29 protein-coding genes are annotated in these 25,510 nt (G+C 67.8%); 21 read left to right on the plus strand and 8 right to left on the minus strand.

Features of this window, described 5'->3' with window-relative positions; translation table 11 throughout:
- Window position 1: 1 nt before the first annotated feature.
- A complete protein-coding gene (locus tag LG3211_RS03010) occupies window positions 2–1,015 on the minus strand; it encodes a polysaccharide deacetylase family protein (RefSeq protein ID WP_148648720.1) in 1,014 nt (337 codons plus the stop codon).
- A gap of 163 nt (window positions 1,016–1,178) precedes the next feature.
- Complete coding sequence (locus LG3211_RS03015) at window positions 1,179–1,502, minus strand: DUF6249 domain-containing protein (RefSeq protein ID WP_057941534.1); 324 nt, start codon at window positions 1,500–1,502, stop codon at window positions 1,179–1,181.
- Between the two features lie 248 nt (window positions 1,503–1,750).
- On the opposite strand from LG3211_RS03015, the gene LG3211_RS03020 reads away from it, so the two are divergent.
- From LG3211_RS03020 to LG3211_RS03070, 11 genes are all read left to right on the plus strand, one after another.
- Window positions 1,751–2,317 (plus strand): RNA polymerase sigma factor, encoded by a 567-nt coding sequence (locus LG3211_RS03020; protein WP_057941535.1) that lies wholly within the window; start codon window positions 1,751–1,753, stop codon window positions 2,315–2,317.
- Window positions 2,314–2,799 carry a hypothetical protein gene (locus tag LG3211_RS03025; protein ID WP_057941536.1) on the plus strand — a complete coding sequence of 162 codons (486 nt, stop codon included), beginning with the start codon at window positions 2,314–2,316 and terminating at the stop codon, window positions 2,797–2,799. The genes LG3211_RS03020 and LG3211_RS03025 overlap by 4 nt, the downstream gene beginning before the upstream one ends.
- Window positions 2,800–3,292: 493 nt before the next feature.
- The gene (locus LG3211_RS03030; RefSeq protein WP_057941537.1) at window positions 3,293–3,850 is read left to right on the plus strand and encodes an RNA polymerase sigma factor; all 558 of its coding nucleotides are present in this window, start codon (window positions 3,293–3,295) and stop codon (window positions 3,848–3,850) included.
- A gap of 92 nt (window positions 3,851–3,942) precedes the next feature.
- Window positions 3,943–4,176, plus strand: coding sequence for a RebB family R body protein (locus LG3211_RS03035; protein ID WP_057941538.1), 234 nt, complete (start codon window positions 3,943–3,945; stop codon window positions 4,174–4,176).
- Between the two features lie 361 nt (window positions 4,177–4,537).
- Complete coding sequence (locus tag LG3211_RS26955) at window positions 4,538–5,245, plus strand: hypothetical protein (protein ID WP_057941539.1); 708 nt, start codon at window positions 4,538–4,540, stop codon at window positions 5,243–5,245.
- 165 nt (window positions 5,246–5,410) lie between these two features.
- Window positions 5,411–7,723: a hypothetical protein gene (locus tag LG3211_RS03045; protein ID WP_057941540.1), complete on the plus strand. Its 2,313-nt coding sequence runs from the start codon at window positions 5,411–5,413 to the stop codon at window positions 7,721–7,723.
- A gap of 48 nt (window positions 7,724–7,771) precedes the next feature.
- A complete protein-coding gene (locus LG3211_RS03050; protein ID WP_057941541.1) occupies window positions 7,772–8,086 on the plus strand; it encodes a hypothetical protein in 315 nt (104 codons plus the stop codon).
- A 9-nt stretch (window positions 8,087–8,095) separates the two neighbouring features.
- Window positions 8,096–8,743, plus strand: a complete 648-nt coding sequence (locus LG3211_RS03055) for a hypothetical protein (protein ID WP_148648721.1) — start codon at window positions 8,096–8,098, stop codon at window positions 8,741–8,743.
- Between the two features lie 57 nt (window positions 8,744–8,800).
- Window positions 8,801–9,124, plus strand: a complete 324-nt coding sequence (locus tag LG3211_RS03060; protein ID WP_057941543.1) for a RebB family R body protein — start codon at window positions 8,801–8,803, stop codon at window positions 9,122–9,124.
- A gap of 134 nt (window positions 9,125–9,258) precedes the next feature.
- Window positions 9,259–9,594: a RebB family R body protein gene (locus LG3211_RS03065; protein WP_057941544.1), complete on the plus strand. Its 336-nt coding sequence runs from the start codon at window positions 9,259–9,261 to the stop codon at window positions 9,592–9,594.
- Window positions 9,595–9,856: 262 nt separating this feature from the next.
- Window positions 9,857–10,630 carry a Crp/Fnr family transcriptional regulator gene (locus LG3211_RS03070; protein ID WP_083512277.1) on the plus strand — a complete coding sequence of 258 codons (774 nt, stop codon included), beginning with the start codon at window positions 9,857–9,859 and terminating at the stop codon, window positions 10,628–10,630.
- Between the two features lie 579 nt (window positions 10,631–11,209).
- Here LG3211_RS03070 and LG3211_RS26960 read toward each other — a convergent pair.
- Window positions 11,210–11,740: an arylesterase gene (locus LG3211_RS26960; RefSeq protein WP_237049822.1), complete on the minus strand. Its 531-nt coding sequence runs from the start codon at window positions 11,738–11,740 to the stop codon at window positions 11,210–11,212.
- Here LG3211_RS26960 and LG3211_RS26965 point away from each other — a divergent pair.
- From LG3211_RS26965 to LG3211_RS03085, 3 genes are all read left to right on the plus strand, one after another.
- A complete protein-coding gene (locus LG3211_RS26965; protein WP_237049823.1) occupies window positions 11,739–11,912 on the plus strand; it encodes a hypothetical protein in 174 nt (57 codons plus the stop codon). The genes LG3211_RS26960 and LG3211_RS26965 overlap by 2 nt on opposite strands.
- Before the next feature lie 163 nt (window positions 11,913–12,075).
- Window positions 12,076–12,843 (plus strand): ABC transporter ATP-binding protein, encoded by a 768-nt coding sequence (locus LG3211_RS03080; protein ID WP_237049824.1) that lies wholly within the window; start codon window positions 12,076–12,078, stop codon window positions 12,841–12,843.
- 20 nt (window positions 12,844–12,863) lie between these two features.
- Window positions 12,864–15,350, plus strand: coding sequence for an ABC transporter permease (locus tag LG3211_RS03085; RefSeq protein WP_057941545.1), 2,487 nt, complete (start codon window positions 12,864–12,866; stop codon window positions 15,348–15,350).
- 261 nt (window positions 15,351–15,611) lie between these two features.
- Here the strand turns inward: LG3211_RS03085 and LG3211_RS03090 are convergent, their stop codons facing one another.
- Both LG3211_RS03090 and LG3211_RS03095 read right to left on the minus strand, forming a co-directional pair.
- Complete coding sequence (locus tag LG3211_RS03090) at window positions 15,612–15,869, minus strand: hypothetical protein (RefSeq protein WP_057941546.1); 258 nt, start codon at window positions 15,867–15,869, stop codon at window positions 15,612–15,614.
- A 123-nt stretch (window positions 15,870–15,992) separates the two neighbouring features.
- Window positions 15,993–16,769, minus strand: coding sequence for a hypothetical protein (locus LG3211_RS03095; RefSeq protein WP_057945236.1), 777 nt, complete (start codon window positions 16,767–16,769; stop codon window positions 15,993–15,995).
- Between the two features lie 84 nt (window positions 16,770–16,853).
- Here LG3211_RS03095 and LG3211_RS03100 point away from each other — a divergent pair, with 84 nt between their 5' ends.
- From LG3211_RS03100 to LG3211_RS03110, 3 genes are read left to right on the plus strand one after another with little or no spacing between them, the layout of a single operon-like run.
- The gene (locus tag LG3211_RS03100; RefSeq protein WP_057941547.1) at window positions 16,854–17,930 is read left to right on the plus strand and encodes a class I SAM-dependent methyltransferase; all 1,077 of its coding nucleotides are present in this window, start codon (window positions 16,854–16,856) and stop codon (window positions 17,928–17,930) included.
- Window positions 17,927–18,628: a pseudouridine synthase gene (locus tag LG3211_RS03105; protein WP_057941548.1), complete on the plus strand. Its 702-nt coding sequence runs from the start codon at window positions 17,927–17,929 to the stop codon at window positions 18,626–18,628. Before LG3211_RS03100 ends, LG3211_RS03105 begins: the two co-directional genes overlap by 4 nt.
- A gap of 49 nt (window positions 18,629–18,677) precedes the next feature.
- Complete coding sequence (locus tag LG3211_RS03110) at window positions 18,678–19,340, plus strand: HAD family hydrolase (RefSeq protein WP_057945237.1); 663 nt, start codon at window positions 18,678–18,680, stop codon at window positions 19,338–19,340.
- 171 nt (window positions 19,341–19,511) lie between these two features.
- Here LG3211_RS03110 and LG3211_RS03115 read toward each other — a convergent pair whose 3' ends face one another.
- Both LG3211_RS03115 and LG3211_RS03120 read right to left on the minus strand, forming a co-directional pair.
- Complete coding sequence (locus LG3211_RS03115) at window positions 19,512–20,057, minus strand: DUF1415 domain-containing protein (protein ID WP_057941549.1); 546 nt, start codon at window positions 20,055–20,057, stop codon at window positions 19,512–19,514.
- 7 nt (window positions 20,058–20,064) lie between these two features.
- Window positions 20,065–20,547 carry a YajQ family cyclic di-GMP-binding protein gene (locus LG3211_RS03120; RefSeq protein ID WP_057941550.1) on the minus strand — a complete coding sequence of 161 codons (483 nt, stop codon included), beginning with the start codon at window positions 20,545–20,547 and terminating at the stop codon, window positions 20,065–20,067.
- Between the two features lie 252 nt (window positions 20,548–20,799).
- On the opposite strand from LG3211_RS03120, the gene LG3211_RS03125 reads away from it, so the two are divergent.
- The 4 genes from LG3211_RS03125 to LG3211_RS03140 all read left to right on the plus strand — a co-directional run bounded on the left by LG3211_RS03125 (window position 20,800) and on the right by LG3211_RS03140 (window position 24,555).
- A complete protein-coding gene (locus tag LG3211_RS03125) occupies window positions 20,800–21,855 on the plus strand; it encodes an NAD(P)-dependent alcohol dehydrogenase (RefSeq protein ID WP_057941551.1) in 1,056 nt (351 codons plus the stop codon).
- Between the two features lie 158 nt (window positions 21,856–22,013).
- Window positions 22,014–22,559 carry a CcdC protein domain-containing protein gene (locus LG3211_RS03130; protein ID WP_057941552.1) on the plus strand — a complete coding sequence of 182 codons (546 nt, stop codon included), beginning with the start codon at window positions 22,014–22,016 and terminating at the stop codon, window positions 22,557–22,559.
- A gap of 127 nt (window positions 22,560–22,686) precedes the next feature.
- Window positions 22,687–23,571, plus strand: a complete 885-nt coding sequence (locus LG3211_RS03135; protein ID WP_235111630.1) for a DMT family transporter — start codon at window positions 22,687–22,689, stop codon at window positions 23,569–23,571.
- Between the two features lie 183 nt (window positions 23,572–23,754).
- The gene (locus tag LG3211_RS03140; RefSeq protein WP_148648722.1) at window positions 23,755–24,555 is read left to right on the plus strand and encodes a VOC family protein; all 801 of its coding nucleotides are present in this window, start codon (window positions 23,755–23,757) and stop codon (window positions 24,553–24,555) included.
- Window positions 24,556–24,689: 134 nt separating this feature from the next.
- On the opposite strand, the gene LG3211_RS03145 is transcribed toward LG3211_RS03140, so the two are convergent.
- Window positions 24,690–25,319 (minus strand): OmpW/AlkL family protein, encoded by a 630-nt coding sequence (locus tag LG3211_RS03145; protein ID WP_057941554.1) that lies wholly within the window; start codon window positions 25,317–25,319, stop codon window positions 24,690–24,692.
- Window positions 25,320–25,510: the final 191 nt, after the last annotated feature.

A 25,510-nucleotide genomic window follows, 5' to 3' on the forward strand; every position in this document is an offset into this window, starting at 1 on the left:
CTTACTCCGAATCCAGCTTCGCCAGCGTCAACACCCAGTCCGGCACCGTGGGTTCGCCGGCGAAGAAGCTCGTAGGTTGCTTCGCGCCGATCGCCCAGCGATGCAGCCAGCTCGGTCCGGCCGGGCCGGTGTAGGCGTCGGTGCGCTGGTAGGCGCGATCGCGCATGGCTTCGTCCAGGCCGATGAAGCGGTAGCCGCGTTTGCGCGCCATCGTGATCAGGTCGCCGTAGCTGGCGGCGTTGAGCGCGTTGGCGTGGATCAGCCACACCTGCGGCAGGTTGTAGCCGAGCAGGGCGATCGACTGCTGCTCGTAGTAGTCGAGCTTGCTGCCCATGTACTTGATGTAGTCGCGGCGCAGCCTGGCCTTGAGCTTGGCCGCGCCAGGGCGTTCGGCGGCGTGCAGATAGGCCGCGGCCCATATCCAGTCGGAGTTGTCCACGGTCACCGACGCGATGCGGTAGCCGTGCGCGTCGAGGAATTTCGCCAGATCGATCTTGTCCTGCGCGCTGCGCCCGGCGCGCAGGTAGGGATGGCGGAACCAGTGCGGGGTCTGCCCGCGCGCTTGCAGCATCGGCCGCAGTTGCCGCTCGCCGCGCAGGATGTCGTCTTCATACGCTTTCAGTCCCACCGCGTGCAGATCGGCGTGGTTGTAACTGTGATTGCCCAGGGTGGCGCCGGCGTCGAGCCAGTCGCGCAGCATCGCCACGCGTTCGGTCTGCAACTGGCCGCCGTCTTCGAGCTTGCCTTCGTTGACGAAACCGATCACCGGCACGCCGGCGCGGCCGATCGCGGCGATCAGGCGGTGGTGGTCGGCGATGATCTGCGCGGTCGGTACGGCGGGCAATTGCACCCAGGGCAGATCGTCCACGGTCATCGCGATGCGCCGGTCCGGCGCGGTCTTGGCTTGCGGCGCCGCGGCCGCCGCGCTGCCTGCGAGCAGCAACAGGCCGGCGAAGAGGTAGCGCAAGAGCGTGGAATGGGCGAGCGTCGAATGGAGCGTGGCGAACGGGCGCATGCGGACCTCCGATCGGGGATGCGCCGATCATCGCCGCGCCGGCGCCGCCTGCCTATCGCCGCGGTTCGCAGTCGCGGCATGGGTCGCTAAATGGCCGGTCGCGTTCGCCGCCCGCGTCCTGCGACGCGGGCCGGCGTGCGCCGCCGAGCCCGGGGGGCGCGCCTCAGTCGAGCTTGCGCGAAATGAAGTAGTAGGCCAGATTGCCGATCCCGATCGCGCCGAGCAGCACCGCGACGGTGCCGGGGTTGGCGTCGCGCCAGCCGGCGCTTTCGATGATGCCGAAGCCGATCGCGAGCAGGACCATGACGATGCCCCAGCGCAGGGCGCCGTGGCGGCGGCGGATGTCTTCGTCGCGGGCCATCGAGCGCAACAGCTCTTCGGCGCCACCGGTCTGCAGCAGTTTGCTGCGGAAACGCGCTTCCACGACGATCTTGATCGCGAAGACGATGCAGACGAACAGGGAGATGGGGACGAGGATCTCGGGCATGGCGGCAGTCTCTGTGGGTTCGGGTCTGGCTGCAATGGATACGGGGCCCTCGCCGTCGGTTGCAGTCGGCCCCGCCGCCGGCCGGGCCCGGCCCGGAAGCACGCGGGACGGCGCCGCCGCCCCCGGCCCCATCGCCGGCCCGACGCGGCGGCGGGCAAGTGACAGGTATCACCGCGCGAGCGGTGCGCTCGCCACTGCAACCGCGCGCGCCCTGACCGCATCCTCTGGGCCATGACCGGTACATCCCCATGAACGACGACCGCACTCTGGTCGAAGCCGTACTGGCGCGCGCGCCGGGCGCGTTCGAGCGTCTGGTGCGCGAGTACCAGGGGCTGTGCTGGCACATCATCCAGCGCATGGTCCGCCACCCCGACGACACCCGCGAGCTGTGTCAGGAAGCCTTCCTGCGCGTGCACCAGTGCCTGCACCAGTACCGTCACGAGAGCCCGCTCAAGTCGTGGATCGGCCAGGTCGCGTATTCGGTCGCCAAGCGCCATCTGGAGCGCAAGCGGATTCCGATCGTGGAAGTGGCCGACGACGAGGATGCGCTGTCGCCGCTGGACCGGGTCAGCGACGGCTTCGATCTGGAAGCGGCCTGCGCCGACGAGGAAATCGCCGCCGGCCTGCATGCCGAGATCGAGGCGCTGCCGCCGTTGCAGCGCACGCTGCTTACCCTGTATCACCTGGAAGAAGTGCCCATCGGCGAAATCGCGCAGATCACCGGCCTGGCCGAGGGCACGATCAAGAGCCACCTGTTCCGCACCCGCGCGCGCCTGCGCCAGCGCCTGGAAGCCCGGTTGGGAGAATTCGCATGAACCGCAAACCCGAAAACACCGCCGCCGACGCCGCGGCCCGCTTCGACGATCCGCGCATCGCCCGCGAATGGGAGTTGCAGGAACGCGCCCAGCGCGAGGAACGCGGCGGTGCGCCGATGGATGAGGCCGATCCGCGCCTGGCTCAGTACCGCCTGCTGACCCGGGCCTTGCGTGCGCCGGTGACAGAGCCCATTCCGTACGGCTTCGCGGAACAGGTCGCGCGCCGCGCGCAGGCCCTGGCCGCCGGCAACGACCGGGTCGAACGCTATCTGCAGCAACTCCTGCTCGCCGCGCTGGTGGTGGCGGGCGTGGCGATAGTCTGGTCGAGCAGCGACAGCTGGTGGCCGGCATTGCAGACGCAGGTGCCGGCCGGCAGCCTGTCCTGGGGCGCGCTGGCCGGCGGCTGCTGTCTGCTGACCTGGGGCTGGCAAGGCGTCGCCCGCGCGATCGGCCTGGACGCCCCGCCCCGGCATACGGCGTGATCGGCTGAGCGCCCGCCGCGCCGCGGTCTGCGGCGGCGCGCGCAGCGATGACGGCAACGCCCGGGTCCACGGCGTTTGCCGCTGCGGAAATTTTCTATCCCGTTCGAACAAGCGGCCGCGTCGCGCACGCGCCGGTCGGGCGATCCCGCGCCTGCGATGGCATGCCTTGCCCCGCATCCGCCCATCGCCGGATGTGAACCCCCGCATGCTTTGAACGCCGCCTCGCGCAAGCTTGCGCGCGCGTCCTCGCGTGCGCGCGCGAGCGCGAATCGGCGAGGTTCGTCGTGGGAGGGGCTCAAGCCTGCGCCACAACAACCTCGAAACGGGCGGACCGCTCGAGCAAAACGCGAAACCGCATCCGCGCATTTGCGGTATCGCGACGGCGTGCGCAGTTCGCTGTCATCAGTGCCCTGCGCGTGTCACCCAAGTAACAGCCATCGCCGGACCCCCTCACCAGACTCGCCTGACATGCATACAACAGGAGAGGCGAGTGATGGAACGTACAGGACTCGAACGTCCCGATTTCAAGGCCGCCGATGAAATGTTCGCCAACGCGTGGCGGGCGAGCCTGCCGGAGCTGGAAGCGCGGGCGCGGCGCTTCGCCGAAGGCCAGCGCGACCGCGCCGAGGAATTGCTGGCCAATACCGCGATCAAGGCCCTGCTGTTCATGCGCCGCTCGCCGCAGACCATCACCGATCCGTGCGGCTTCCTGTTCGTGGTGCTGCGTCACGTATTTCTCGACAGCGTGCGCCGGCGCGGGCGCGACCGCGAGGTGTTCGACCGCAACCGCGAGGTCGATGGCGACTCGGCCGGTTTCGCCCACGACGGCCTGACCGCCTTGCAGAAGCTGGAACTGGACCAGCAGCTCGACCGCGTGGTCGATGCGGTGGCGCGGATGAGCCGCGAGCAACGGCGCTTGTTCGCCTACCGCTTCATCGACGACCTGCCGTATCCGGTGATCGCCGAGAAACTGCACATCAATCAGCCGCTGGCGCGCAAACGGGTGGAGCTGCTGCGCAATCGCCTGAAGCTGGTGATGTCGCGCGATTGAACCGGCGCGGCCGCGCGCCGCGCTTCACAAGCCCACCGGGACCGCGTTCCACCCGGATAGACCCATAACGAACTCAACCCAAGGACAGGCTCATGGCCGATACCCCCGTCAACTCGCAGATCACCGACGCCGTCACCCAGACCAACGTCAAGGTGGTCGCCGAAGCGCCGGCGCAGGCCATCGCTTCGTTGTACCAGGTGTCCAGCCATTCCACGGGCCTGGCCTTGCAGAACGCCGTGCACAGCCAGCAGGTGCTCAATCAGATCTCGACCGCGGTGGTGTCCAAGGCGGTGCAGCTGATCATGGCGGTGGGCGACAAGACGTGATGCGCCCGCTGCCGACCATGCATGCCGGGATTGAGCGGGAAGAGGGTTTTCGACGCGCGGGAGAGGTGCGATGACGTTCTGGTTCGGTAAAGACAAGGACCCCGCGGCGCCGGCGAGCGGCGTTGCCGCGCCTTCGCCCGCGGTCGGCGCGCCGCCAGCCGCGGCGGTCGCGCCCGAGTCGGTTGCGTCTTCGCCTGCGGCGCCGACGTTGGCCGCGACTGCGGAAGTCGCGCCCGCGTCGTCTGCGCCCGCTGCCGTTGCCGCGGCCGCCGCGCCAGCCGCGTCTCCTGTCACGCCATCGCCTGGCGGTGGTGCGGCCGCGTCGTCGCCACCGTCCTCCGGCGGCGACGCGACCGCGCCTTTGGCCGCAGCCGCTACGCCTGCATCAACCGCCGCGCCGAACTCGAACGCGAGCACGAACGCGTCCAACGCGGCGCCCGCGAACGCAGCCGCGGCCGATCCGAGTCCGAGTCCGACCGCCGCCGCCGCCACGCCATCGCCTGTATTCGCCGCCGCGCCGCCGAAAACACCGCTGGCGGCGGCGCGCGAACGCGCGGCCCAGGGCGGCGGCACGACACCGCCGGGAGCATCGGCAACGCCGCCCACTACGCCGCCGACAACACCACCGACACCGCCGCCGCCGCCCCCGCCGCCGCCGACCGACGCGCTCAATCAGAAGATCGTGCAGGCGGTGCAGTTCACCAACGCCGAAATCGCGTCGTACTCGCCTTCGCAGATCGCCACCGGCCCGGACATGATGATCAGCCAGGCCGCCGGCCTGGTCGCGCAATCGGCCGCGGTGTATTTCGACGGCGTCACCAAGATGGCGCTGGCCAGCCAGGGCGTGCTGATAAAGCAAATGACGCAGGAACTGGTCGAAGGCAACATCGAACCGGCCGCGGAAGACGCTTTGGGCATCCTCGCCACGGACATCTTCATTGCCGCCGCCGCCGCCGTCGCCGCCGCCGCGGGCGCGATGGAAGCCGCATCGGCGAGCTACGCCATCGATCAAATCGACAAGAGCATCGACAAGTACTCCACCTTGTTGCAGAACCGCAAGAGTTCCTGAGCGCTCAGCGCTCGGGAACGCGCCGCCGCCGTATCGCCGTAGCCGTTTCGTTTCATCGCTCCGTCCGACATTCCGTCACCACCGTCGCCGCCGCCAGCGCGCGGGCGCTGCATTCGCGCCCGCCACGCCGCGCTGTCGCCGCGAATTTCGCAAAGGATCCAGGCCGTGGCTTACTTTTCCCTGCCCTCGCTGACGCTGCCCTGCTACCGATTCGATTACCACAGCCATTTCGGCGGCATCCTGCCGGTCGAGGACGAGACCGCGACGGCCGCGCAGGCGGTGCAGCTGCCGGTGGCCTACACCCAGCAAGGCCGCGACGGCACCATCGAGGTCGATGTCAACGTGCAGATCGCGCAAGGCCAGCAGTTGTCGCTGGCCGGCGCGTTCGGCGGCGCCGCCGATGCCGGGCAGGGACGGCGCGGCGCCTTGTCGTTGTTCCTCAAGGCGCTGGCGCTGATGGAGGAAAGCAATCCGCTGGCGATCCTCGCCGCCAGCGGCAATCGCCAGCGCTACGAGCGCGGCGAATGCATCGCGGAGGACATCTACATCGCCTGCGTGTGCCTGGTCCGGCGCCTGGAACTGGCCGACCTGAGCGGCGCGGCGGCGACCGATCCGGTGTTGTACAAGACCGTGCGCGGCGCGCTGGAATCGATCGCCAAGCGCTCGTCCTTGCCGGGCGCGGCCGATACGCTGGCGCCGCTGCTGCCGACGCTGCGCTACTTCAACGACAAGATCTACAGCGCGAGCAAATACACTCCGTTCGACGATGCCTACCGCGCGCGTTCGTTCGCTTTGAAGAAGCTGCGCGCCGAGCCCGGCGGCGAAGAGCGCTATCTGCAATGGATGGCGATGAGCCTGCTGTATCTGGAAAATGAAGGCATCGGCCATGCCCAACTGGCCTTGGGCGAGGACGAGATCCGCGCCGCCAATGCCGTGGCCAGCAGCTACAACACCGCGCGCAGCACCCAGTACAAGCTGCTGGGCCACACTTCGGCGGTGTACGGGGGCGACAAGGAACTCGAACGCGACCTCAACACCAAGCTGTTGCCGCTGTTCCAGGACGCGAGCCTGACCGAAGTGGTCGGCATCGATCTGCTCGGCAGCGAGAACAAGGTCGGCAACTACGCCGAGCTGTTCGCCTTCCTGACCGTGCAGGCCAGCCAGGCGACGCCGCCGTTGACGCAGTACTTCGGCAGCGGCGCGAATGCGCGCGCGCTGCAGTTCGTCAATCACATCCACTGCGGCGAAGGCATGGGCGTGGCCGCCGACAACCGCTCGGCGATCGGCTATGCGATGGCGTACTCGGCGCAATTGCCCGACGCGCCGTTCTACCGCGCCTACGCCGACTACGTGCTGACCTGCCTGGCCGCCGCACAAGGGCGCCAGGCCGATCATCCGCGCGGCAGCGCCGGCACCCACGCGCTGTCGGACAATCAGGTCTCGGGCCTGTTCGACGAGTTGTTCCGCAACGACGCGCTGACCGTCGGCGGACTGACCCTGCGCCGCTACGACGGCAACAGCGCGCGCACCCGCGAACTGGTCGCGTATGCAGGCAAGCGCAACATGATGGCGCTGTGCGAATCGCTGGATCTGGCGTCGGCGCCGCCTCCCGCGGGCGCGCCGCCGTCGCCGCCACCGCCGCCCGCGCCCAGTTACTACACGCTGCTGACCGCGCCGGCGACGTTGCTGAGCTTCCGCCTGGGCCACGCCTACTACTACCGCAGCTTCGTCGCCGCGCGGTATCCGGTGATCGCCTTCGACACCAACCTGGGCAGCAACGCGATCACCGGCGCCTCGGGCCTGTTCGCTTCGGTGGAGGGCTACCGGCTCAATCGCGGCTTCCGCCATCTCGACGGCTATGTCGATACCGACCTGCTCGCCGCCGTCACCGACACGGTGATGTTCACCGGCTTGCAGGCCCTGAGCGCGGATCAGGTCAATCAGCTGATGGAACTGGCGCGCAGCGCGAAGACCCTGCCGCTGCTGTTCACCGCCGGCGCGCCGGTGATCACGCCGATGCTGAGCGCGGCGATGGCGCCGATCATCCAGAGCATCGGCGCGGCGAACTGCTACCAGGGATTCCAGACCCTGGTCGCGGCGATGATCGGCGAAAATCAATCGCGCAGCGTGTGGTTCGCCGCTCTTGCGCGCGCGCTGAACCTGTTCATCAACTGGCGCTGCTATCTGCTCGGCTCCGACGCGCAAGGCGTGGAGCACACCGACATCCAGGACGAATACCTGCGCAGCGTGCTGCTGCTGGCCTACAACCTGGTGCCGTTCGATTCCGCGCCGGGCGCGACCGACGTAGTCGGCACCCAACTGCAGCAACTGGTCGGCGATGTCGCCGCCGCTTACTGGCAAAGCACCATCGGGCCGTTGGCGGGCTATTCCAGCCAGCGTCAGACCACCGCGACCATCGCCGGCTACAAGGCGCCCGCGTCGGTCGTCACCGTGACGCGCAGCGCGGCCCCGGCCTGAAATCCGCCCGCATTGCGTATCGCATGACTTGTAGGACCGGAGTTCGCTATGGACGAGAATCTGCATTATCTGTTGCATGAGGAGCTGGAAGGCCTGTTCGATTCGCCGGTGGCGCCGGAAAAAACTGCGAGCGTCGGGGCGGTGACGGGCGCGGCCGCCATGCCGGCGCCACAACGCGTAACGGCGGCCGAGCCGGCCGTCACCGCCGCATCGACTGCGACAACTGCGACGGCCGTCGCGCCGCCGTCGGCGCAGACCGCCGAGCTGGAGCTTTCGACCGAGGCGATGATCAAGCGCCTGATCGAGCTGCTGGCCGAACCGAAAGTGTTGCAGGCGCTGACGCGTCTGCTGGGCGTGCGCTGAATGTCGGCCGTGGCGAAACATCCGCTTGCCGCGCAGGCCGCGCGCTCGGGCCTGGACGAGCAACTGCGCGTGTTCGCGCGCAATTACTTCGACCTGGAGCTGACCGAGGCGCAACGCGCCGAGCTGGCCCTGCACTTGACCGCGTCGGATGCGCGCACGGCGGCCGGCGGCCGCCGCGGCCAGGCCGGGGATGCGATCGACGAAGAGCGCCAGCGCATCCAGGCGGTGATCAAGCAAAGCCTGGGCCGCGCGCAGGCCGCGCTGATCAGCAACGCCCAGGCCGAGCGCGCGGCCGAGAGCGCCGTGCTCGGCGCGCTGGAACGCACCGACTCGCTCGAAGGCCTGCGTCCGAAGGATCTGCCGCCGGGCGCCCAGCCGCCGTTGATCTCGCAGATCGCAGGACGCCTTACCGAGCTGATCAAGGCCGAAGTCGATGCCTGCTTCCAGCAACAGTTCGGCCCGCTCGCATTGCAACTGCAGGCGGTGATCGACACCGCCCAGGCCAAGGGCCTGCTGCCGAAAAAAGACCAAGACGACACTGCCGGCGACGCGTCGAAAAGCGAAAAAAACACGGAAAAAAAAGCTGCCACCGCCGCCGCGGGCGAAGCGCGCGACAAGTCCGCCAAGAGCGCGGCGCCGGCTTCACAACGCGATTGATGACTCGTTCTTCAGCAACGTACGGCATCGGCCGTACTTCATCCTAAGGAGCTCGACATGGCATTCCCTACCGCCGTCAACGATCAAATCACCGATGCCGTCACCCAGTCCAACGTCAAGGTCATCGGCGAAGCGCCGGCCTTTGCGATGGGTTCGATCTATCAGTCGATGGCCCACTCCACCGGCATCTTGTTCGAGAACGCAGTCTCGGCGCAGCAGCAGCAGAACACGCTGGCGCAGGCCGCCGCCAACCAGGGCGTGATGCAGATCTACAGCCTGGATACCACCGCCGCCGCCGGCGCCACCGAGAAGGTCGCCCAGACCGGTGTGTCCGACAACCTCACCAGCCTGATGACCGTGCTGCAGGCGTTCAAGTCCTAAGCCGTCGATCGCCGCGATCCGGCCGCACCGGTCGGATCGAAGATGCCGGCTCGCGGTTGGTATGAGCCGGGCCGGCATCGGCCTTCGTCGCTTGTGACGCTTGAAATCCGATTACCGCTACCGAGGATTCACTCATGGCATATCCCACCGCAGTCAACAACCAGATCACCGACGCCGTCACCCAGTCCAACGTCAAGGTCATCGCCGAGGGCCCCGCCTTCGCGATGGGCTCGATCTTCCAGGCCTCGGCGCATTCCACCGGCATCCTGTTCGAGAACTCGGTCGCCGCTCAGCAGCAGCAGAACACCTTGGCGCTGGCCGCGGCCAACCAGGGCGTGATGCAGGTCTACAGCGTCGACACCACGGCCGCCGCGGGCGCGACGGAAAAGATCGGCCAGACCGGCGTGGCCGACAACCTGACCAGTCTGTTGACCGTGTTGAACGCGTTCAAATCGCCGTCCGGCCTGTAAGCCGCGACGGACGCGATGCCGGACCGCCGCAGGGCGCCGGCATCGTAGCGGCCACGCGCGCCGCGAGCAGCAGTACGGCAACGACGCCACGACTGCAGGGGAACCATCGCTGTTTCGGCCATCGTCCTCGCCGCGGCTTTCGAACGCAGACGTCCACAGGGGGCGTTATGAAACCTGCCACCGGCCGCGGTCGCGGCCGTCATCACCTGGGCGCCCGCAGCGGTCGCCACGCCGCCGCCGCTGCCGGCGCGCGGCCGAGCTTATGTCCCTGACACCGGACGACGGCAACGCGGTGCGCCGGCGCCGTTGGGGCCTGGACCGCTGCGCGCTGCTGCGCGGCCTGCCGCCGACGTTGCTGGAGCACATCGCGCGTCACAGCACCGAACTGAATCTGGAAGAAGGCGACGCGCTGTTCTTCAAGAACGATCCCAGCGATTTTCTCGCCTTCGTCGTGCACGGGCGGATCTACAAGCTGCTGTACGGGCCCGATGGGCAGGAGTTGATCGTCGATACGATCGAAAGCGGCGAGACGGTCGATGAGACGCCGCTGCTGGATACGCATTCGCACACCTTCACCGCGGTGGCCTACAGCGCCACGCGGGTGTTGCTGCTGTCGCGGCGGCACTTTCCCAGCCTGACCTGCGATCCGGGAGTGATCGAACGCGCCCACGTATCGCTGTGCCTGCGTTTGCGGCATGCGGTCGAGAGCCTGGAGACCATGTGCCTGCATCGGCTGGAGTCGCGTCTGGCGCGTTATCTGCTTTCGCTGATGCACAACCAGTCGCGACCGCGCGAAGGCGATTTCGAAGTGGCCTTGCCGCCGACGCAGAGCATTCTGGCGGCGATGGTCAACGCCAGCCGGCCGAAGTTGAACGCGCAATTGCAGACCTGGCATCGCAGTGGCCTGGTGAGCCGCAAGCGCAATATCCTGCGCATCAACGATATCGACCAGTTCCGCTGCAAGGCGTATCTGGGGCGCGATGCGGAGCGGCCGGATCAACGCGCGCGGTCGACGGCGGCACGGCGTAGTGCGTGATTTTGGCATCGCGCGCCGTCGTGGCGTGCGTTTCCCCAATAACGCCGAACCCCGAAATTGCTGCTGTTCTCCCCTTTGAGAAAGGGGGGGTAGGGGGGATTTGCTTTTAGCCGCACGTCGCGAAGAGCAACAGCAAAAGCAAATCCCCCACGTCCGCTTCGCGGCCGTTCGCCCCCTTTGTCAAAGGGGGCAACAGCAAAGGTAGCGGCGTAACGACAAGACGCGAACCGTTCCGTAGTACCGGATACCCTCCTTTGAAAAAGGGGGGCTAGGGGGGATTTGCTTTTAGCCGCACGTCGCGAAGAGCAACAGCAAAAGCAAATCCCCCACGTCCGCTTCGCGGCCGTTCGCCCCCTTTGTCAAAGGGGGGGCAACAGCAAAGGTAGCGACGTAACGACAAGACGCGAACCGTTCCGTAGTACCGGATCCCCCCTTTGAAAGAGGGGGGGCTAGGGGGGATTTGCTTTTTAGCCGCACGTTGCGAAGAGCAACAGAAAAAGCAAATCCCCCACGTCCGCTTCGCGGCCGTTCGCCCCTTTTGTCAAAGGGGGCAACAGCAAACGCTGCGGCGAAGCGATCTCACTTCAACATCGGACCCAACTTCGTCCACACATGGTCGCGCAGCTTCGGTTGCGCGCTGGCGATCGGATGCAGGTTGTCGGCCTGGAATGCGGCGCGATCCATCGCGACCGGTTCGAGCAGGAACGGCAGCAACTGGGTGCGGTACTTCTGCGACAGCTCGCGATAGTTGCGCTCGAAGCCTTCCGTGTATTCCTTGCCCAGGTTCGGCGGCATGCGCATGCCGATCAGCAGCACCTGCGCCTTGGCGCCCTGCGCGGCCTGGATCATGCGCTCCAGATTGGCCCGGCTCTGCGCCAGTTGCAGGCCGCGCAAACCATCGTTGGCGCCCAGTTCGATCACCACCACGGCCGGTTTATTGCGCTGCAATTCGCCGGCGACGCGCGCCGCGCCGCCGGCCGTGGTTTCGCCGCTGATGCTGGCGTTGACCACGCGCCAGCCGGGCTGGGTCTTGGCGATGCGCTCGGCGGTCAACGACACCCAGCCCTGCGAGGCGGCCAGGCCGTAACCGGCCGAAAGCGAATCGCCCATGAACAACACCGTGCGCGCGGCCTTGGCCGCGGGGGCCGCCGCCGCCGGTTTGGCGGCCGGCGCGGGCTGGGCCGAAAGCGGCGCCCAGGCGCTCAGCAGCACGGCCGCGGCCAACAATGCGGCCCGTGCGCCGCCCCTGCCGGCCTCGCGGGCATGGCCGATGGCCCATTGAACCGGGCCGCGCCGTGCCGCATATCCTTCATTCGCGCGAGTGTCGTCAGCGGCATCGGCGCCGCCGTAGTGCAGGCTCGCGGCGGCATGCCGGGCGCCAAGGTTCTTAAAGATCATTTAATAACGTCTCCCGATGATGCGGCGAGGCAAGCAGAAGGACGATCATGGCAGTTTCCAATCTCGCTGATTCGATCATGGCCGAGGGCATCGTGAAAGACGGTGACGAACCGCAGGCTGAAGCGAGGCAACCGGCGGCGCGCGGCGTGGCGACGCTGGAAGTCGATGGCCTGGGCAAGCACGTCGCGTTGCCGTCGGGCGAACTCACCATCCTCGATGGGGTCGGTTTCTCGATCGCCAAGGGCGACACCGTCGCCATCGTCGGCGCGTCGGGCTCGGGCAAGAGCACGTTGCTGTCGCTGCTGGCGGGCCTGGATTCGCCCAGCACCGGCACGGTCAAGCTCGACGGCGAAAACATCTCGGCATTGGACGAAGACGGCCGCGCGCGCGTGCGCGGCGAGAAGGTCGGCTTCGTGTTCCAAAGCTTCCAACTGCTGCCGTCGCTGACCGCGTTGGAAAATGTGATGCTGCCGCTGGAGTTGCGCGGCGATCGCGATGCGCGCACGCCGGCGCAGGCGATCCTGGACAAGGTCGGGCTGGGCCAGCGACTGGAGCACTATCCGCGCCAGTTGTCCGGCGGCGAGCAACAGCGCGTGGCGCTGGCGCGCGCGTTCGTGACCCGGCCGTCGCTGTTGTTCGCCGACGAACCCACGGGCAATCTCGACACCCACACCGGTCAGGCGATCATCGAATTGCTGTTCCAGCTCAACGCCGACGCCGGCACCACGCTGGTGCTGGTGACCCACGATGAGCATCTGGCCGAACGCTGCCATCGCCGCATCCGCCTGGACAGCGGCCGACTGGTGCAGGGCTGACCGTGGGCCGGATCATCGGGATGGCGTGGCGGCAATTGCGCCGCGACCTGAAAGCCGGCGACGTGCGCATCCTGCTCGCCTCGCTGGTGTTGGCGGTGCTGGCGGTGACCGCGGTCGGTTTCGTCACCGATCGCGCCGAGCGTGCGCTGGCGATCGAAGCCAACCGTCTGCTCGGCGGCGACGCGGTGATCCGCGCCGATCAGCCGATCCAGGGCAAGTTGCGCGAAGCCGCTTCGGTGGCGCAGCTGCGCCGCGCCGAAGCCACCGAATTGCAGACCATGATCCGGGTCGGCGAGCGCCTGCAACTGGGCGATCTGCGCGCGCTGGGGCGGGGCTTTCCGCTGCGCGGCAGCTTCCGCATCGCCGATCGCGCCGGCGGCGCCGAACGCGATGCGACCGGCGTGCCCGCGCCGGGCACGGTGTGGATGAGTCAGGCCGGGGCCGACACGCTCGGGGCGAAGATCGGGCAGGACATCGCCATCGGCGATTCGCGCCTGCGTCTGGCCGCGCTGGTCACGCAGGAACCCGACGCGTCGCTGGACTACTTCAACATCGCGCCGAAGGTGTTTCTCAGCCTCGCCGATCTGCCCGCGACCGGATTGATCCAGCCCGGCAGCCGCATCCGTTATCGAATGGTCGTCGCCGGCGCGCCCAACGCGGTCGAACGCTTCGTCGCCGCGGCCAAGCCCGCGCTCGGCCGCGGCCAGCGTCTTGAGACCATTTCCGATGCGCGCCCGGAAGTGCGCTCGGCGCTCGATCGCGCCGGGCGTTTCCTCGGCCTGGCCGCGCTGGTGTCGGTGGTGCTGGCCGCGGTCGCGGTGGCGATGGCCGCGCGTCGGCACAGCGAGCGCCATTTGTCCGGCACCGCGGTCATGCGTTGCCTGGGCGCGAGCCAGCGCACCTTGGTCGGCATCCACGTCGGCGAGATGGTGTTGCTGGGCTTGATCGCCAGCGCCATCGGCGTCGCGCTCGCCTTCGGCCTGCAATGGGCGATCGGCGGCTGGCTCGAACAATCCTTGAAGATGTCGATCCCGGCCGCGAGCGCGATGCCGGCGCTGCAGGGCTTCGGCGTCGGTCTGGTGGTGCTGCTCGCGTTCGGCGCGCCGCCGGTGCTGGCGCTGCGCCGGGTGCCGGCGCTGCGCGTGCTGCGCCGCGACCTGGACCCGACCGAACCCAGCGCATGGCTGGTCGGTGTCGCCGGCCTGATCGGGCTGGGCGCGTTGCTGTGGTGGAAGGCCGGCTCGGTGGCCTTGGGCGCGTACATGCTCGCCGGCATCGCCGCGACCTTGGCGGTATTGGCGTTGCTGGCCTGGGGCATGATCGTGCTGGTGCGCCGGTTGCGTTCGCGCCTGCGCGGCAGCCTGCGCTACGGCCTGGCCAATGTCAGCCGCCGCGCCGGCACCAGCATCGCCCAGGTCTCGGCGTTGGGACTGGGATTGATGGCGCTGTTGCTGCTGACCTTCGTGCGCACCGATCTGCTCGATCGCTGGCAGCTGGCGTTGGCCAGCGATGCGCCCAACCGTTTCATCATCAACGTGCAGCAGGATCAGCTGGTCGATGTGCGCAAGTTCATCGGCGCGCAAGGGCTGGCCGCGCCGACCTTGTTTCCGATGATCCGCGCACGGCTGGTGTCGTACAACGGCAAGCCGGTGACCGGCGACAGCTACGCCGAACGCGGCGATCGCGCCAAGCAACTGGCCGAGCGCGAGTTCAATCTGTCGGTGGCGCAGACGCTGCGTGCGGACAACAAACTGGTCGACGGCAAGTTCTGGGCGCCGCGCAAGCTCGCTCAGCCGGAGGTTTCGGTGGAAGAAGGCTTCGCCGAGACGTTGGGCTGGAAGGTCGGCGACACGGTCGGTTTCGATATCGCCGGGCAAGCCTTCAGCGCCAGGATCACCAGCCTGCGCAAGGTCGATTGGGAGAGCTTCCGCCCGAACTTCTTCGTGATCGCCTCGCCCGGATCGATGGACGGCTACGCCGCCAGCTACATCACCGCGATCAGCGTGCCGCCGGCGCAGACCCGCTTCACTTCGCAGCTGGTCGAGCAGTTCCCGAATCTGTCCGTGATCGACGTGGAAGCCGTGCTCAAGCAAGTGCGCAGCACCGCCGATCAAGTGTCGACCGTGGTCGAGGTGGTGTTCTATTTCTCGCTGATCGCCGGCTTGCTGGTGCTGATGGCGGCGGTGAGCGCGAGCCAGGACGAACGCTTGCTTGAAGGCGGGGTGATGCGCGTGCTCGGCGGCAGCCGCAGGCAGTTGCGCCTGGCGCAAGCCTCGGAGTTCGCCGCGATCGGTTTGTTGTCGGGCTTGACCGCGGCCATCGCCGCTTCCGTGCTGGCCGGCGTGGTCGCGGTGCAGGTGTTCGATCTGCCGTGGGAATTCGATTGGCGCATGGCCGCGACCGGCGGCGGCCTGGGCGTGCTGGCGGCGTTGGCGGCCGGCATGTTCGCGACGCGACGGGTGCTGGATGCGCCGCCTTCGGTGACGTTGCGCGAGTTGCAGGGCTGAGGCGGCCCTCACCCCAGCCCTCTCCCGCAAGCGGGAGAGGGAGTACTTGCGACTCGGAACTTGAAGCCCCTCTCCCGCTTGCGGGAGAGGGAGTACTTGCGTCTCGGAACTTGGAGCCCCTCTCCGGCTTGCGGGAGAGGGAGTACTTGCGTCTCGGAACTTGGAGCCCCTCTCCGGCTTGCGGGAGAGGGAGTACTTGCGACTCGGAACTTGGAGCCCCTCTCCCGCTTGCGGGAGAGGGGTTGGGGTGAGGGAACGCTCTTAAACCTGCAACTGCGGCTGCGCCTGAAACCTGCGCGCATAGCCGCGCTCTTCCGCCACGCGCTCGACCTCGGTATCGGCCAGGTCCGCCGCCGCGTACACGACGTACACCATCGCTCCTTCGCGCAGGCCGACATGATGCAATCGATAACGCTGAGTGCCGCTGCCGGTATCGGGCGGGTAATGCAGCGGCGGCTCGCCGCTGTCGAAGTCGAGTTCGCTGTTGTCGACGGTGCCGCCGACGAATAGGGCTCGCATCAGTTGTCGCTCCTGATTCAGGGATCGTCTTGCATCGTCCCCATCGCGGCGTTGCGATGCGATGAAGCCGGCGTTGCGCCAGCGCGAAATCGCAGCGAGATTTGCGATAAGCGCGAGGCGCGCTCATTCGCCCGGCGACAGATGCCCGGAAAACACCCGATGACGCGGATGCAGCCGCAGCCACAAGGTCTGCGCCAGCAACAGCGCCGCGACGGCGAGCGCGGCCCACGCGGCGATGATGGCGCCGCTCAGCGCCGAATCGGCCTGCTTCACATAAACCGCGGCCAAACCCCACAGCGCGGCGAGGGTGTAGCCGGTGCTGCCGCGCATGCGCGCGTTCAGCGCCAGCAGCAACGCCGCCGCCAGCGCCAGCAATGCCAAACTCCATGCCAGCATGCGATCGGTCGGCAGCAGCCGATAGGCCACGATCACCTGCGCGGTGTTCAGCAGCGCCGCCAGCGACAGCCAGCCGGCGTGCAGGGATATCGCGAACTTGGCCCAGATCGTCTGTCCGGGCAGGGGCGAGAGGTCGCGGGCCAGCACCACCGCGGCCCAGGCCATGCACGCCAGCGCCAGCCAGATCGCCGCCAGGGCCAGCCAGAACCACTGCTGCGAGAAGATCGGCATCCACAGCGCGGTCAGGGTGAAACCGGCCGCCACCGCCGGGCGCAGCCGCAGCAGGGTCTCGTGCTCGCGCCAGCGTCCGCGCAGCTGCCACAGCGCGAAGGCCAGATCGAGCAGGAAAATCAGGCCCCAGATCGAGAACGCGTAACCGGCGGGCACCAGCAAAGTGGGGTAGCGATCGGAGATTTCGCCGGTGTCGGGGCCGAAATAGCCCTGCTGCGCGAACCAGGCCACCGCCGGCATCAGCGCAGCCGCGATCAGGACGGGCAGGCGCACGGCATCCTCCTTGCGATCCAATGCCACACCCTAGCGCGCAGCCGCGTAAAATCGGCGCGATGATCGAATCCCTTCGCAATTGCCATGCGCGTTGATCCCTCCGACGACGCGCTCGATACCCTGTTCCAGCCTTTCGCCGACGGCGTACTGAGCTGGCCCGAACACGGCGGCGTGCTGTTCCTGCGCGCGCGCGACGGCGTCGGCCTGCGCCAGCGGCCGCGTCCGGGCCTGGTCTGCGAGCAGGATTACAAGCCCGCGCTCGATGCCCTGCATCGCGGCGGCCTGGATACGATCGAGCTCGAATCGGCCGATCCCGAACAAGCGGCGTCCAAGCGTTATCCGCTGGTGCTGGTGCTGCCGCCGCGCCAGCGCGATGAAGCGCGCGCGCTGTTCGCGCAGGCGATCGCGCACACCGCGCCGGGCGGGCGGGTGGTCGCCTGCCTGCGCAACGACGAGGGCGCGCGTTCGGGCGAGGACGATCTGGCCCGCATCGCCGGCAAGGTCGCCAGCCTGTCCAAGCGCAAATGCCGGGTGTTCTGGACCCCGCCGCTGGACGGCGCGCCGGATCCGCAACTGGCGCGGCAATGGGCCGCGCTGGACGCGCCGCGCGAGATCCTCGGCGGCCGTTTCCGCAGCCGTCCGGGCCTGTTCGCCTGGGACCGGGTCGATCCGGCCTCGGCGCTGCTGGCCGAGCACCTGCCGGCCGATCTGGCCGGTCGCGCCGCCGATCTGGGCGCCGGTTACGGCTATCTGTCGGCGGAACTGCTGGCGCGCTGCCCGCGCATCACCGCGCTGGATCTGTACGAAGCGCAGGGGCGTGCCGTGCAATTGGCGCGGATCAACATGCAGCGCATCCAGAGCGCGGTGCCGATGGAATTCTTCTGGCACGACGTCACCGCCGGCCTGTCCAAGCGCTACGACGTGATCGTCAGCAATCCGCCGTTCCACGCCCAGGGCCGCGAGGAGCGTCCCGACATCGGCCGCCGCTTCATCGCCGTGGCCGCCGAGGCGCTCAATCCCGGCGGCCGCCTGTGGCTGGTCGCCAATCGCCATCTGCCCTACGAGGTCGTGCTCGACGAACGCTTCGGCCAGGTGCGCACGGTCGCCCAGCAGGGCGGCTTCAAGGTGGTCGAGGCGATCAAGGCGCGGGGCCGCGCATGAAGCTGGTCAAGCTGATCGCCAACCTGGGTTACGGCAGCCGCAAGGACGTGACCGCGATGTTCCGCCAGGGCCGCATTACCGATGCCGACGGCGAGGTGTTGTACGCCGACGACAAAGTCGAGCACGCGGCCATCCGCATCGACGGCGAAGCGATCGATCCGCCGCTGGGCTTGACGATTCTGTTGCACAAGCCGGTCGGCTACACGTGTTCGACCAAGGACCCCGGCCGCATCGTCTACGACCTACTGCCGCCGCGTTATCGTCTGCGTTCGCCGCTGCTGTCCACGGTCGGCCGGCTGGATCGCGACACCAGCGGCATGCTGCTGCTGACCGACGACGGCGGCCTGCTGCACCGGATCGTCTCGCCCAAGGCCAATCTGGCCAAGGTCTACGAGGCCACGCTGGCCTCGGATCTGCGCGGCGATGAAGGTGCGATCTTCGCCAGCGGCGAGCTGATGCTGGAAGCGGAGAAGACGCCGCTGGCGCCGGCCGCTCTGGAAGTGCTGGAACCGCGCCGGGCGCGGCTGATCCTCACCGAGGGCCGTTATCACCAGGTGCGGCGCATGTTCGCCGCGGTCGGCAACCACGTGGACGCGCTGCATCGCGCGCGCATCGGCGGTTTGTCGCTGCAGGATCTGCCGAGCGGGCAATGGCGCACGCTCGATTCCACCGACCTTGAGACCTTGTTCCGTGGATGAGTTCGCCGTGCGTCCGCTCGATTTCGTCCCCGCCGCGGTGTTGTTCGACATGGACGGGCTGATGCTCGACAGCGAACGGGCGATGCTGGAAACCTGGCGCGAAGCGGCGTTGACCGAGTCGATCGACGCCGACGACGGCCTGTGGCTGTCGATGGTCGGCATGCACGATCGCGCCAGCTTCGCGATGCTGGCCGGGCATCTGGGCGAAGACGCGGCGACACGGCTGCGCGATACCAGTTATCGCCTGTACGACGAGCGCGTGGTCGCCGGCTTGCCGCGCAAGAACGGTTTGCTGGAATTGCTGGATCTGCTGGAAGCCCGCGGCATCGCCAAGGCGGTGGCGACCTCGACCCGGCGCGAGCGCGCGCTGAGCAAGCTCGCCGCCAGCGGGCTGATCGATCGCTTCGGCGTGATCGTGACCGGCAGCGATGTCGAACATCCCAAGCCGGCGCCGGACATCTATCTGCTGGCCGCGCGCGAGCTTGGCGTGGACCCGCGCCGGTGCGTGGTGCTGGAAGACTCCGAACCCGGCGTGCGCGCGGCGCTCGCGGCCGGGGCGACGCCGATCCAGGTGCCGGATCTGGTCGCGCCCGGAGAGGAGTTGCGCGGCTTCGGCCATCGCATCGTCGCCTCGCTGGGGCGGGCGCATGAATTGCTCGATGCGGTGCTGCGGGGTGGGGATGGGCGGGTTGCGGGTGGGGTTCGCGGTTAAGAGCAAATCCCCCCTGGCCCCCCTTTTTCAAAGGGGGGAAGCGTTCTTGGGGAGGCGAAGGGGCGGATGGGCGCGCGACTTCGTTGCGAGCAATCTTTTGCTGTTCCCCCCTTTGAAAAAGGGGGGCAGGGGGGATTCGCTTTTGCTTCTAAGCGATAAACCCAAATTCCCCTAACCCATCAACCGCCGCCACCCCTCAAACCCCAACTTGTCCAACGTCTCCAGATTCCGCTCCACGATCACCTCCGGATCCGGAAACGCCGCCACCGCGCGCTCGACGCTGAGCTCGCGCAGCAGATGCAAGGTCGGGTAGGGCGAACGGTTGGTGCAATTGCCGACATCGTCGAAATCGGTGCCGGCGAACTGATAGTCGGGATGGAAACTGGCGACCTGAATCTCGCCCTCCAGGTCCAGCGCCGCGACCGCGCCGTCGGCGAGGTCGAGGAAATCGTTGAAGTCCAGAAAGTCGGTCAACACCTTCGGATGGATCAACAAGGTCGTGTCGATCTTCTCCGGATCGCTCTGCTCCAGCAGCACCAGTTCCGAGGCCAGCTCTTCGAGCAAATCCTCGGGCGTGAGCGCCTGGCTCAGCACGAAGCGCACCTGGCCCTTGGCCAGCACCGCCTTGGCGAACGGACACAGGTTCAGGCCGATCACCGCGCGCTCCAGCCAGCGGCGGGTCGTTTCGATCGGGTCGGCGGCGGGGGCCTGGCTCATGGCGAACTCAGTCGCGGAAGTTGTCGTACTGCAGCGGCCGCTCGAAGGTGCTGGACTTCAGCAGCGCGATCGCGGTCTGCAGGTCGTCGCGCTTCTTGCCGGTGATGCGCAGCTTGTCGCCGTTGATCTGGGTCTCGACCTTGAGCTTGGCGTCCTTGATCGCCGCGGCGATCTTCTTCGCCAGCTTCTGCTCGATGCCCTGCTGCACGGTGACTTTCTGCCGCGCGCCGGCCAGATTGCTCTCGACCTCGCCGAATTCCAGGCAGCGCGCATCGATCTGCCGCGCCGCCAGGCGCTGGCGCAGGATCAAGGTCATCTGTTCGAGCTGGAACTCGCTCGGAGCCGATTGGGTGATGTGCTTGTCGTCGAGCACGAACTTGGCGTCCACGCCTTTGAAATCGAAGCGGGTGGACAGTTCGCGATTGGCCTGATCGACCGCGTTGGTCAATTCGTGGGTGTCCACTTCGGACACGACGTCGAAAGAAGGCATGGCGCACTCGCAGGTAATGAAGGGAAACGCCGCAAAGGGTAACGCAAGCGCGGCGGCGATACGCAGCGTTGCAGCCGCGATGCGGTCAACTATCGGCCGGTTTGACGCCGCCGGCGCATCGCCGGCCTAGAATGGCCGGGCACCGTTTCGGCTTCGGCGCCGGCGCATCCGCCGCCCGCCCGGTCCCCGCAGTCCCCGCGACCGCACCGACCCCTCGCCGCCGCGCCCGTCTCCACTTCACCTGGAACCGCCATGCACAAGACCGCTGCCTACGCCGCGCAGAACGCGCTTTCGCCCCTGGCCCCGTTTTCGATCGACCGCCGCGAGCCCGGCCCGGACGAGGTGCTGATCGACATCCTCTATTGCGGCGTTTGCCACTCGGACATCCACCAGGCCCGCGACGAATGGGGCGGGTCGGTGTTCCCGATGGTGCCGGGCCACGAAATCGTCGGCCGGGTCGCCCAGGCCGGCGCCAACGTCACCCGGTTCAAGCCCGGCGACGCGGTCGGCGTCGGCTGTTTCGTCGATTCGTGCCGGCAATGCCCGCAGTGCAAGGCCGGCGATGAGCAATATTGCGACCAGGGCATGACCGGCACCTACAACTCGCGCGAACGCGCCACCGGCGCGCCGACCTACGGCGGCTACTCGACCCGCATCACCGTCGATCAGGCCTATGTGCTGCGCATCCCCGAGTCGATTCCGCTCGATCGCGCCGCGCCGCTGCTGTGCGCGGGCATCACCACCTATTCGCCGTTGAAGTATTACGGCGTGAAGGCCGGCGACGAGGTCGCGGTGGTCGGCCTGGGCGGCCTGGGCCATATGGCGGTCAAGCTGGCGGTGGCGATGGGCGCGCACGTGACGGTGCTGAGCACGTCGGAGTCCAAGCGCGCCGACGCGCTGGCGCTGGGCGCGCACGCCTTCGCCGCGACCCGCGATCCGGCCACGTTCAAGCAACTGGCGCGCAAGTTCGATTTCATCATCGACTCGGTCTCCGGCGAGCACGACTACAACGCTTACCTGGGCCTGCTCAAGGTCGATGGCACGATGGTGCTGCTGGGCATTCCCGAAACCCCGGCGCCGGTCGCGGCGGGCCTGTTGATCAGCAAGCGCCGCAAGCTGGTCGGCTCGATGATCGGCGGCATTCGCGAAACCCAGGAAATGCTCGACTTCTGCGCCGAACACGGCGTGGCTTCGGATATCGAGCTGATCGACATCGACCAGATCAACCAGGCCTACGAGCGCATGCTCAAGGGCGATGTGCGCTATCGCTTCGTGATCGATATCGCCAGCTTCGACAAGGCGGCCTGAGGCGGCGCGACGGTCGCCGGTTTCGAAGCCGCTGTCCCCGTGAAGGCGGGGACGGCGCGGCTTCGTTCCAAGCCATCATCCCCGCGAAGGCGGGACTCCACAGACGTCCGCGCCCGCTCGCCACGCCCCACCGCATCGCAGCCGGGTAAGCTGCGGCCATGCCGCTACTGCTGCTGATTCCCCTGCTGCTGTTGGTCCTGCTGGCGCTGTGGGCGCTGCTGATTCCGATCGGCCTGATCCAACGCTACCGCTACGGCAAAGCGCGGCGCCGCGCGCTGCCGTGGGCGGTCGCTCTGGCGACGGCGCTGTCGCTGATCTCGCTGTTGCTGTTCTTCGCCAGCGCCTGGGTGATCGGGCACTGGATCGACGACGCGCCGGTGTACGCGGCCGCCGGGCTGACGGCGGGCTGCGCGCTCGGCGCTCTGGGCCTGGTGCTGACCCGCTTCGAAGACGAAGCTCGGGGCCTGTACTACACCCCCAACCGCTGGCTGGTGCTGGGTCTGACCCTGATCGTCGCCGCGCGCGTCGTCTACGGCCTGTGGCAGGCCGCGCACGCCTGGAGCGACATGCACGAAGGCTGGCTGCCGCGCCAAGGCAGCCTGCTCGCGGTCGGTGGTGTGCTGCTGGGTTACTACCAGATCTACACCCTGGGACTGCGGCGGCGCCTGCGCCGGCATGCGCGCGCGTTCGCCGCGGCGCGATGAGGTGACACAGCGCAGGTGACGCACCCGCCGCGGGCGCGGCATGATGACCGGTCCCGTTCGTGCCGGCCGCCATGACAGTCCTGCTTCGTCCCCGCATCCCTCCGTGCAGCGCCCGCGGGCGTACGCCATGACCGCGATCGCGTCGCGGCAGCGCCGCGCGATCGCGAGCATGCTGATCGCGGTGCTGATGTTTTCGATGATGGACGCGCTGCTCAAGCTGCTGTCGGAGCACTATCCGCCGTTTCAGGTCGCGACCCTGCGCGGCCTGTCGTCGTTGCCGTTCGTGCTGACCTGGGCGCTGGCCAGCGTCGGCCTGCGCGCGCTGTTGCGGGTGCGCTGGCCGCTGCATCTGCTGCGCGGCGTGCTGGGCGTGGGCATGATGGCCGCCTTCGTCTACGGCGTGAACCGGCTGCCGCTGTCCACCACGTACTCGGTCTTCTTCATCGCGCCGCTGCTGATCACCGCGCTGTCCGGGCCGATCCTCGGCGAACGGGTCGGGCCGCGGCGCTGGATCGCGATCGGCGTCGGCCTGCTCGGCGTGCTGGTGCTGCTGCGCCCCAGCGGCGAAGGCATGCTCAGCACCGCCGCGCTGGCGGTGGCGGCCGCGTCGCTGGCGTATGCGGTCACCGCGATTACCGTGCGCGTGCTGTCGCGTACCGACAGCACCCAGTCGATGATGGTGTGGCTGATGGTGATGATCAGCCTGGGCGCCGGCGCCCTGGCCTGGTCGGGCTGGGTGCCGGTGCGCGGCGAGGACTGGTGGCTGATCCTGGGCCTGGGCGTGGCCGGTTCGCTCGGCCAGTACGCGATCACCGAGGCGTTCCGTCTCGGCGAGGCCTCGCTGATCGCGCCGCTGGAATACACCGCGCTGATCTGGGGCGTGATCCTCGATCTGAGCCTGTGGGGCGTGCTGCCCGATTCGATCACCTGGGTGGGCGCGGCGATCATCGTCGCCAGCGGCCTGTACCTGCTGCGCCGCGAGCGCGTTCACGCGGAAGCTGAACATCCTTAAGCGCGATCTCGCGCAAGCGGATCGGTAAACGCCGCGATCACGCGTCTATACAGTTGTCCCGCAACCTCGCGTGCGCGGTCGCGTGTGAACGAGAGTGAACATGCGTGCGCGCTTCGCCGCAGCGCGCCATGACGATCGCTTCGCCACGGCGTAGTGTCGAAGCGTAGTCAGGGGAGAAGCAACATGACCGCGCTCGTCCACGCTCCCGGGGCACCGTGCTGGTTCGAGTTGGCGAGCGACGATCAACCCGCCGTGGAGGCTTTCTACTGCGCGCTGTTCGGCTGGACGGTCGAACGCACACCGATGCCCGACGCCAGCGCGTATACGATTTTCAAACTCAACGGCCTGGATGTCGCCGGCACCTACAGTCTGGTGCCCGGCGCCTTGCCCGGGCCCGACGGCAACACCGCCTCGCACTGGGGCGTGTATTTCCGCGCCGCCGACTGCGACGTGGTGGCCGCGCGCGCGGTGGCCTTGGGCGGGCAGATGATCGCCGCGCCGTTCGAACTGATGGAACACGTGCGCATGGCCGTATGCGCCGATCCGGAAGGCGTGGTGTTTTCGCTGGCGCAGCAGCGCGCGCATCCGGGCGTGGACGCGATCGGCGTGGACAACGCGGTGTGCTGGGCGGAACTGGCGACCCGCGACATCGCCCGCGCCGAGGCCTATTACCAGCGCTTGTTCGGCTGGCGCATGCAGGCGCATCCGCATGCGCCGACCGGCTATCGCGTGTTCGTCGATGAGCAGCGCATGCTCGGCGGCCTGTTGCAGATGCAGCCCGACTGGGGCGATCTGCCGCCGCACTGGTCGATCTACGTGCAGGTGCCGGATGTGGACCTGTACGTGGAGCGCGCGCTGGCGCTGGGCGGACAACTCGCGTTCGCGCCGTTCGACGCCACCGGCGTGGCCCGCATCGCCCGCCTCAACGATCCGACCGGCGCGGGGTTCTACGTGATCCATTTTGTCGGCGAAGCCGGGCGCTAGCGCGGTCGCGCCGCCACAAAACAGAACGGGCCCCAAAGGAGCCCGTTCTGGTACTGCTTACTGCCGCTGCGGTGTCGCTGCAGCGTCTACTGCAACTGCGTTACTGCGCTTGCCGTTTCAACCGGCCCGGTCGATCAGAAGCGCGCGCCGATGCCGACGCCGACGGTGACCGGGTTCAGTTCGGCTTCGCCGACCTTGACGCCGTCCAGCTTCACGTCCGGCTTGCCCTGCATGTAGCGCACGTCGGCGCGGGCGAACCAGGTCGGGTTGATGTTGAGATCGACACCGGCCGTGGCCATGGCGCCCTTGGCGTTTTCCACGCCCAGGCGCTGACCGCCCGACAGCGATTCATTGCTGTAGTTGGCTTCGTAATAGCCCAGGCCCACGAACGGACGCACGATGGAGTCGGCGCCGCGGAAGTGGTACTGGCCGCTCAGCGCGATCGGCTGCGAATCGACGCTGCCGATCTTGCCGCCGCCGGCGTTGACGCGGTGGCCGAACTTGTCCGCCGAACCCCACGCCTCGATGGCGATGTTGTCGTTGATGAAGTAGCTGGCGCTGAGCGTCGGCGCGCCGTCACCGTCCAGGTCGGTGCGGGTGCCGGCGATCTGCGGATTCTTGGTCGGCTGCGTCAGCGCATAGCCGCCGACGATGGCGAAGCGCTTGCCGCTGGCGCTGTCGGTGGACGCATCCTGAGCGAAGGCGGCGGGGGCGAACGCCAGCGCGCCGATCATGGCAAGGGTCAAATGACGAAAACGGATCATGGAGTGGACTCCTGTTGTTGTGTTGTGTGTTGCACGACGCCTTGGGGGAGGCGGTGCGCAAGGTAACAACGCATCCATGAACCGAACTTGCCGCGCGAATCGGTGTGAAGGAACTTTTCACGCGAGAAGCGTGTTAGATGCCTGTTTTCAAGGGAAAAATGAACGAAATGAATATATTCGGACTGGTCGGA

It is taken from the genome of Lysobacter gummosus (assembly GCF_001442805.1).
Classification (GTDB): domain Bacteria; phylum Pseudomonadota; class Gammaproteobacteria; order Xanthomonadales; family Xanthomonadaceae; genus Lysobacter; species Lysobacter gummosus.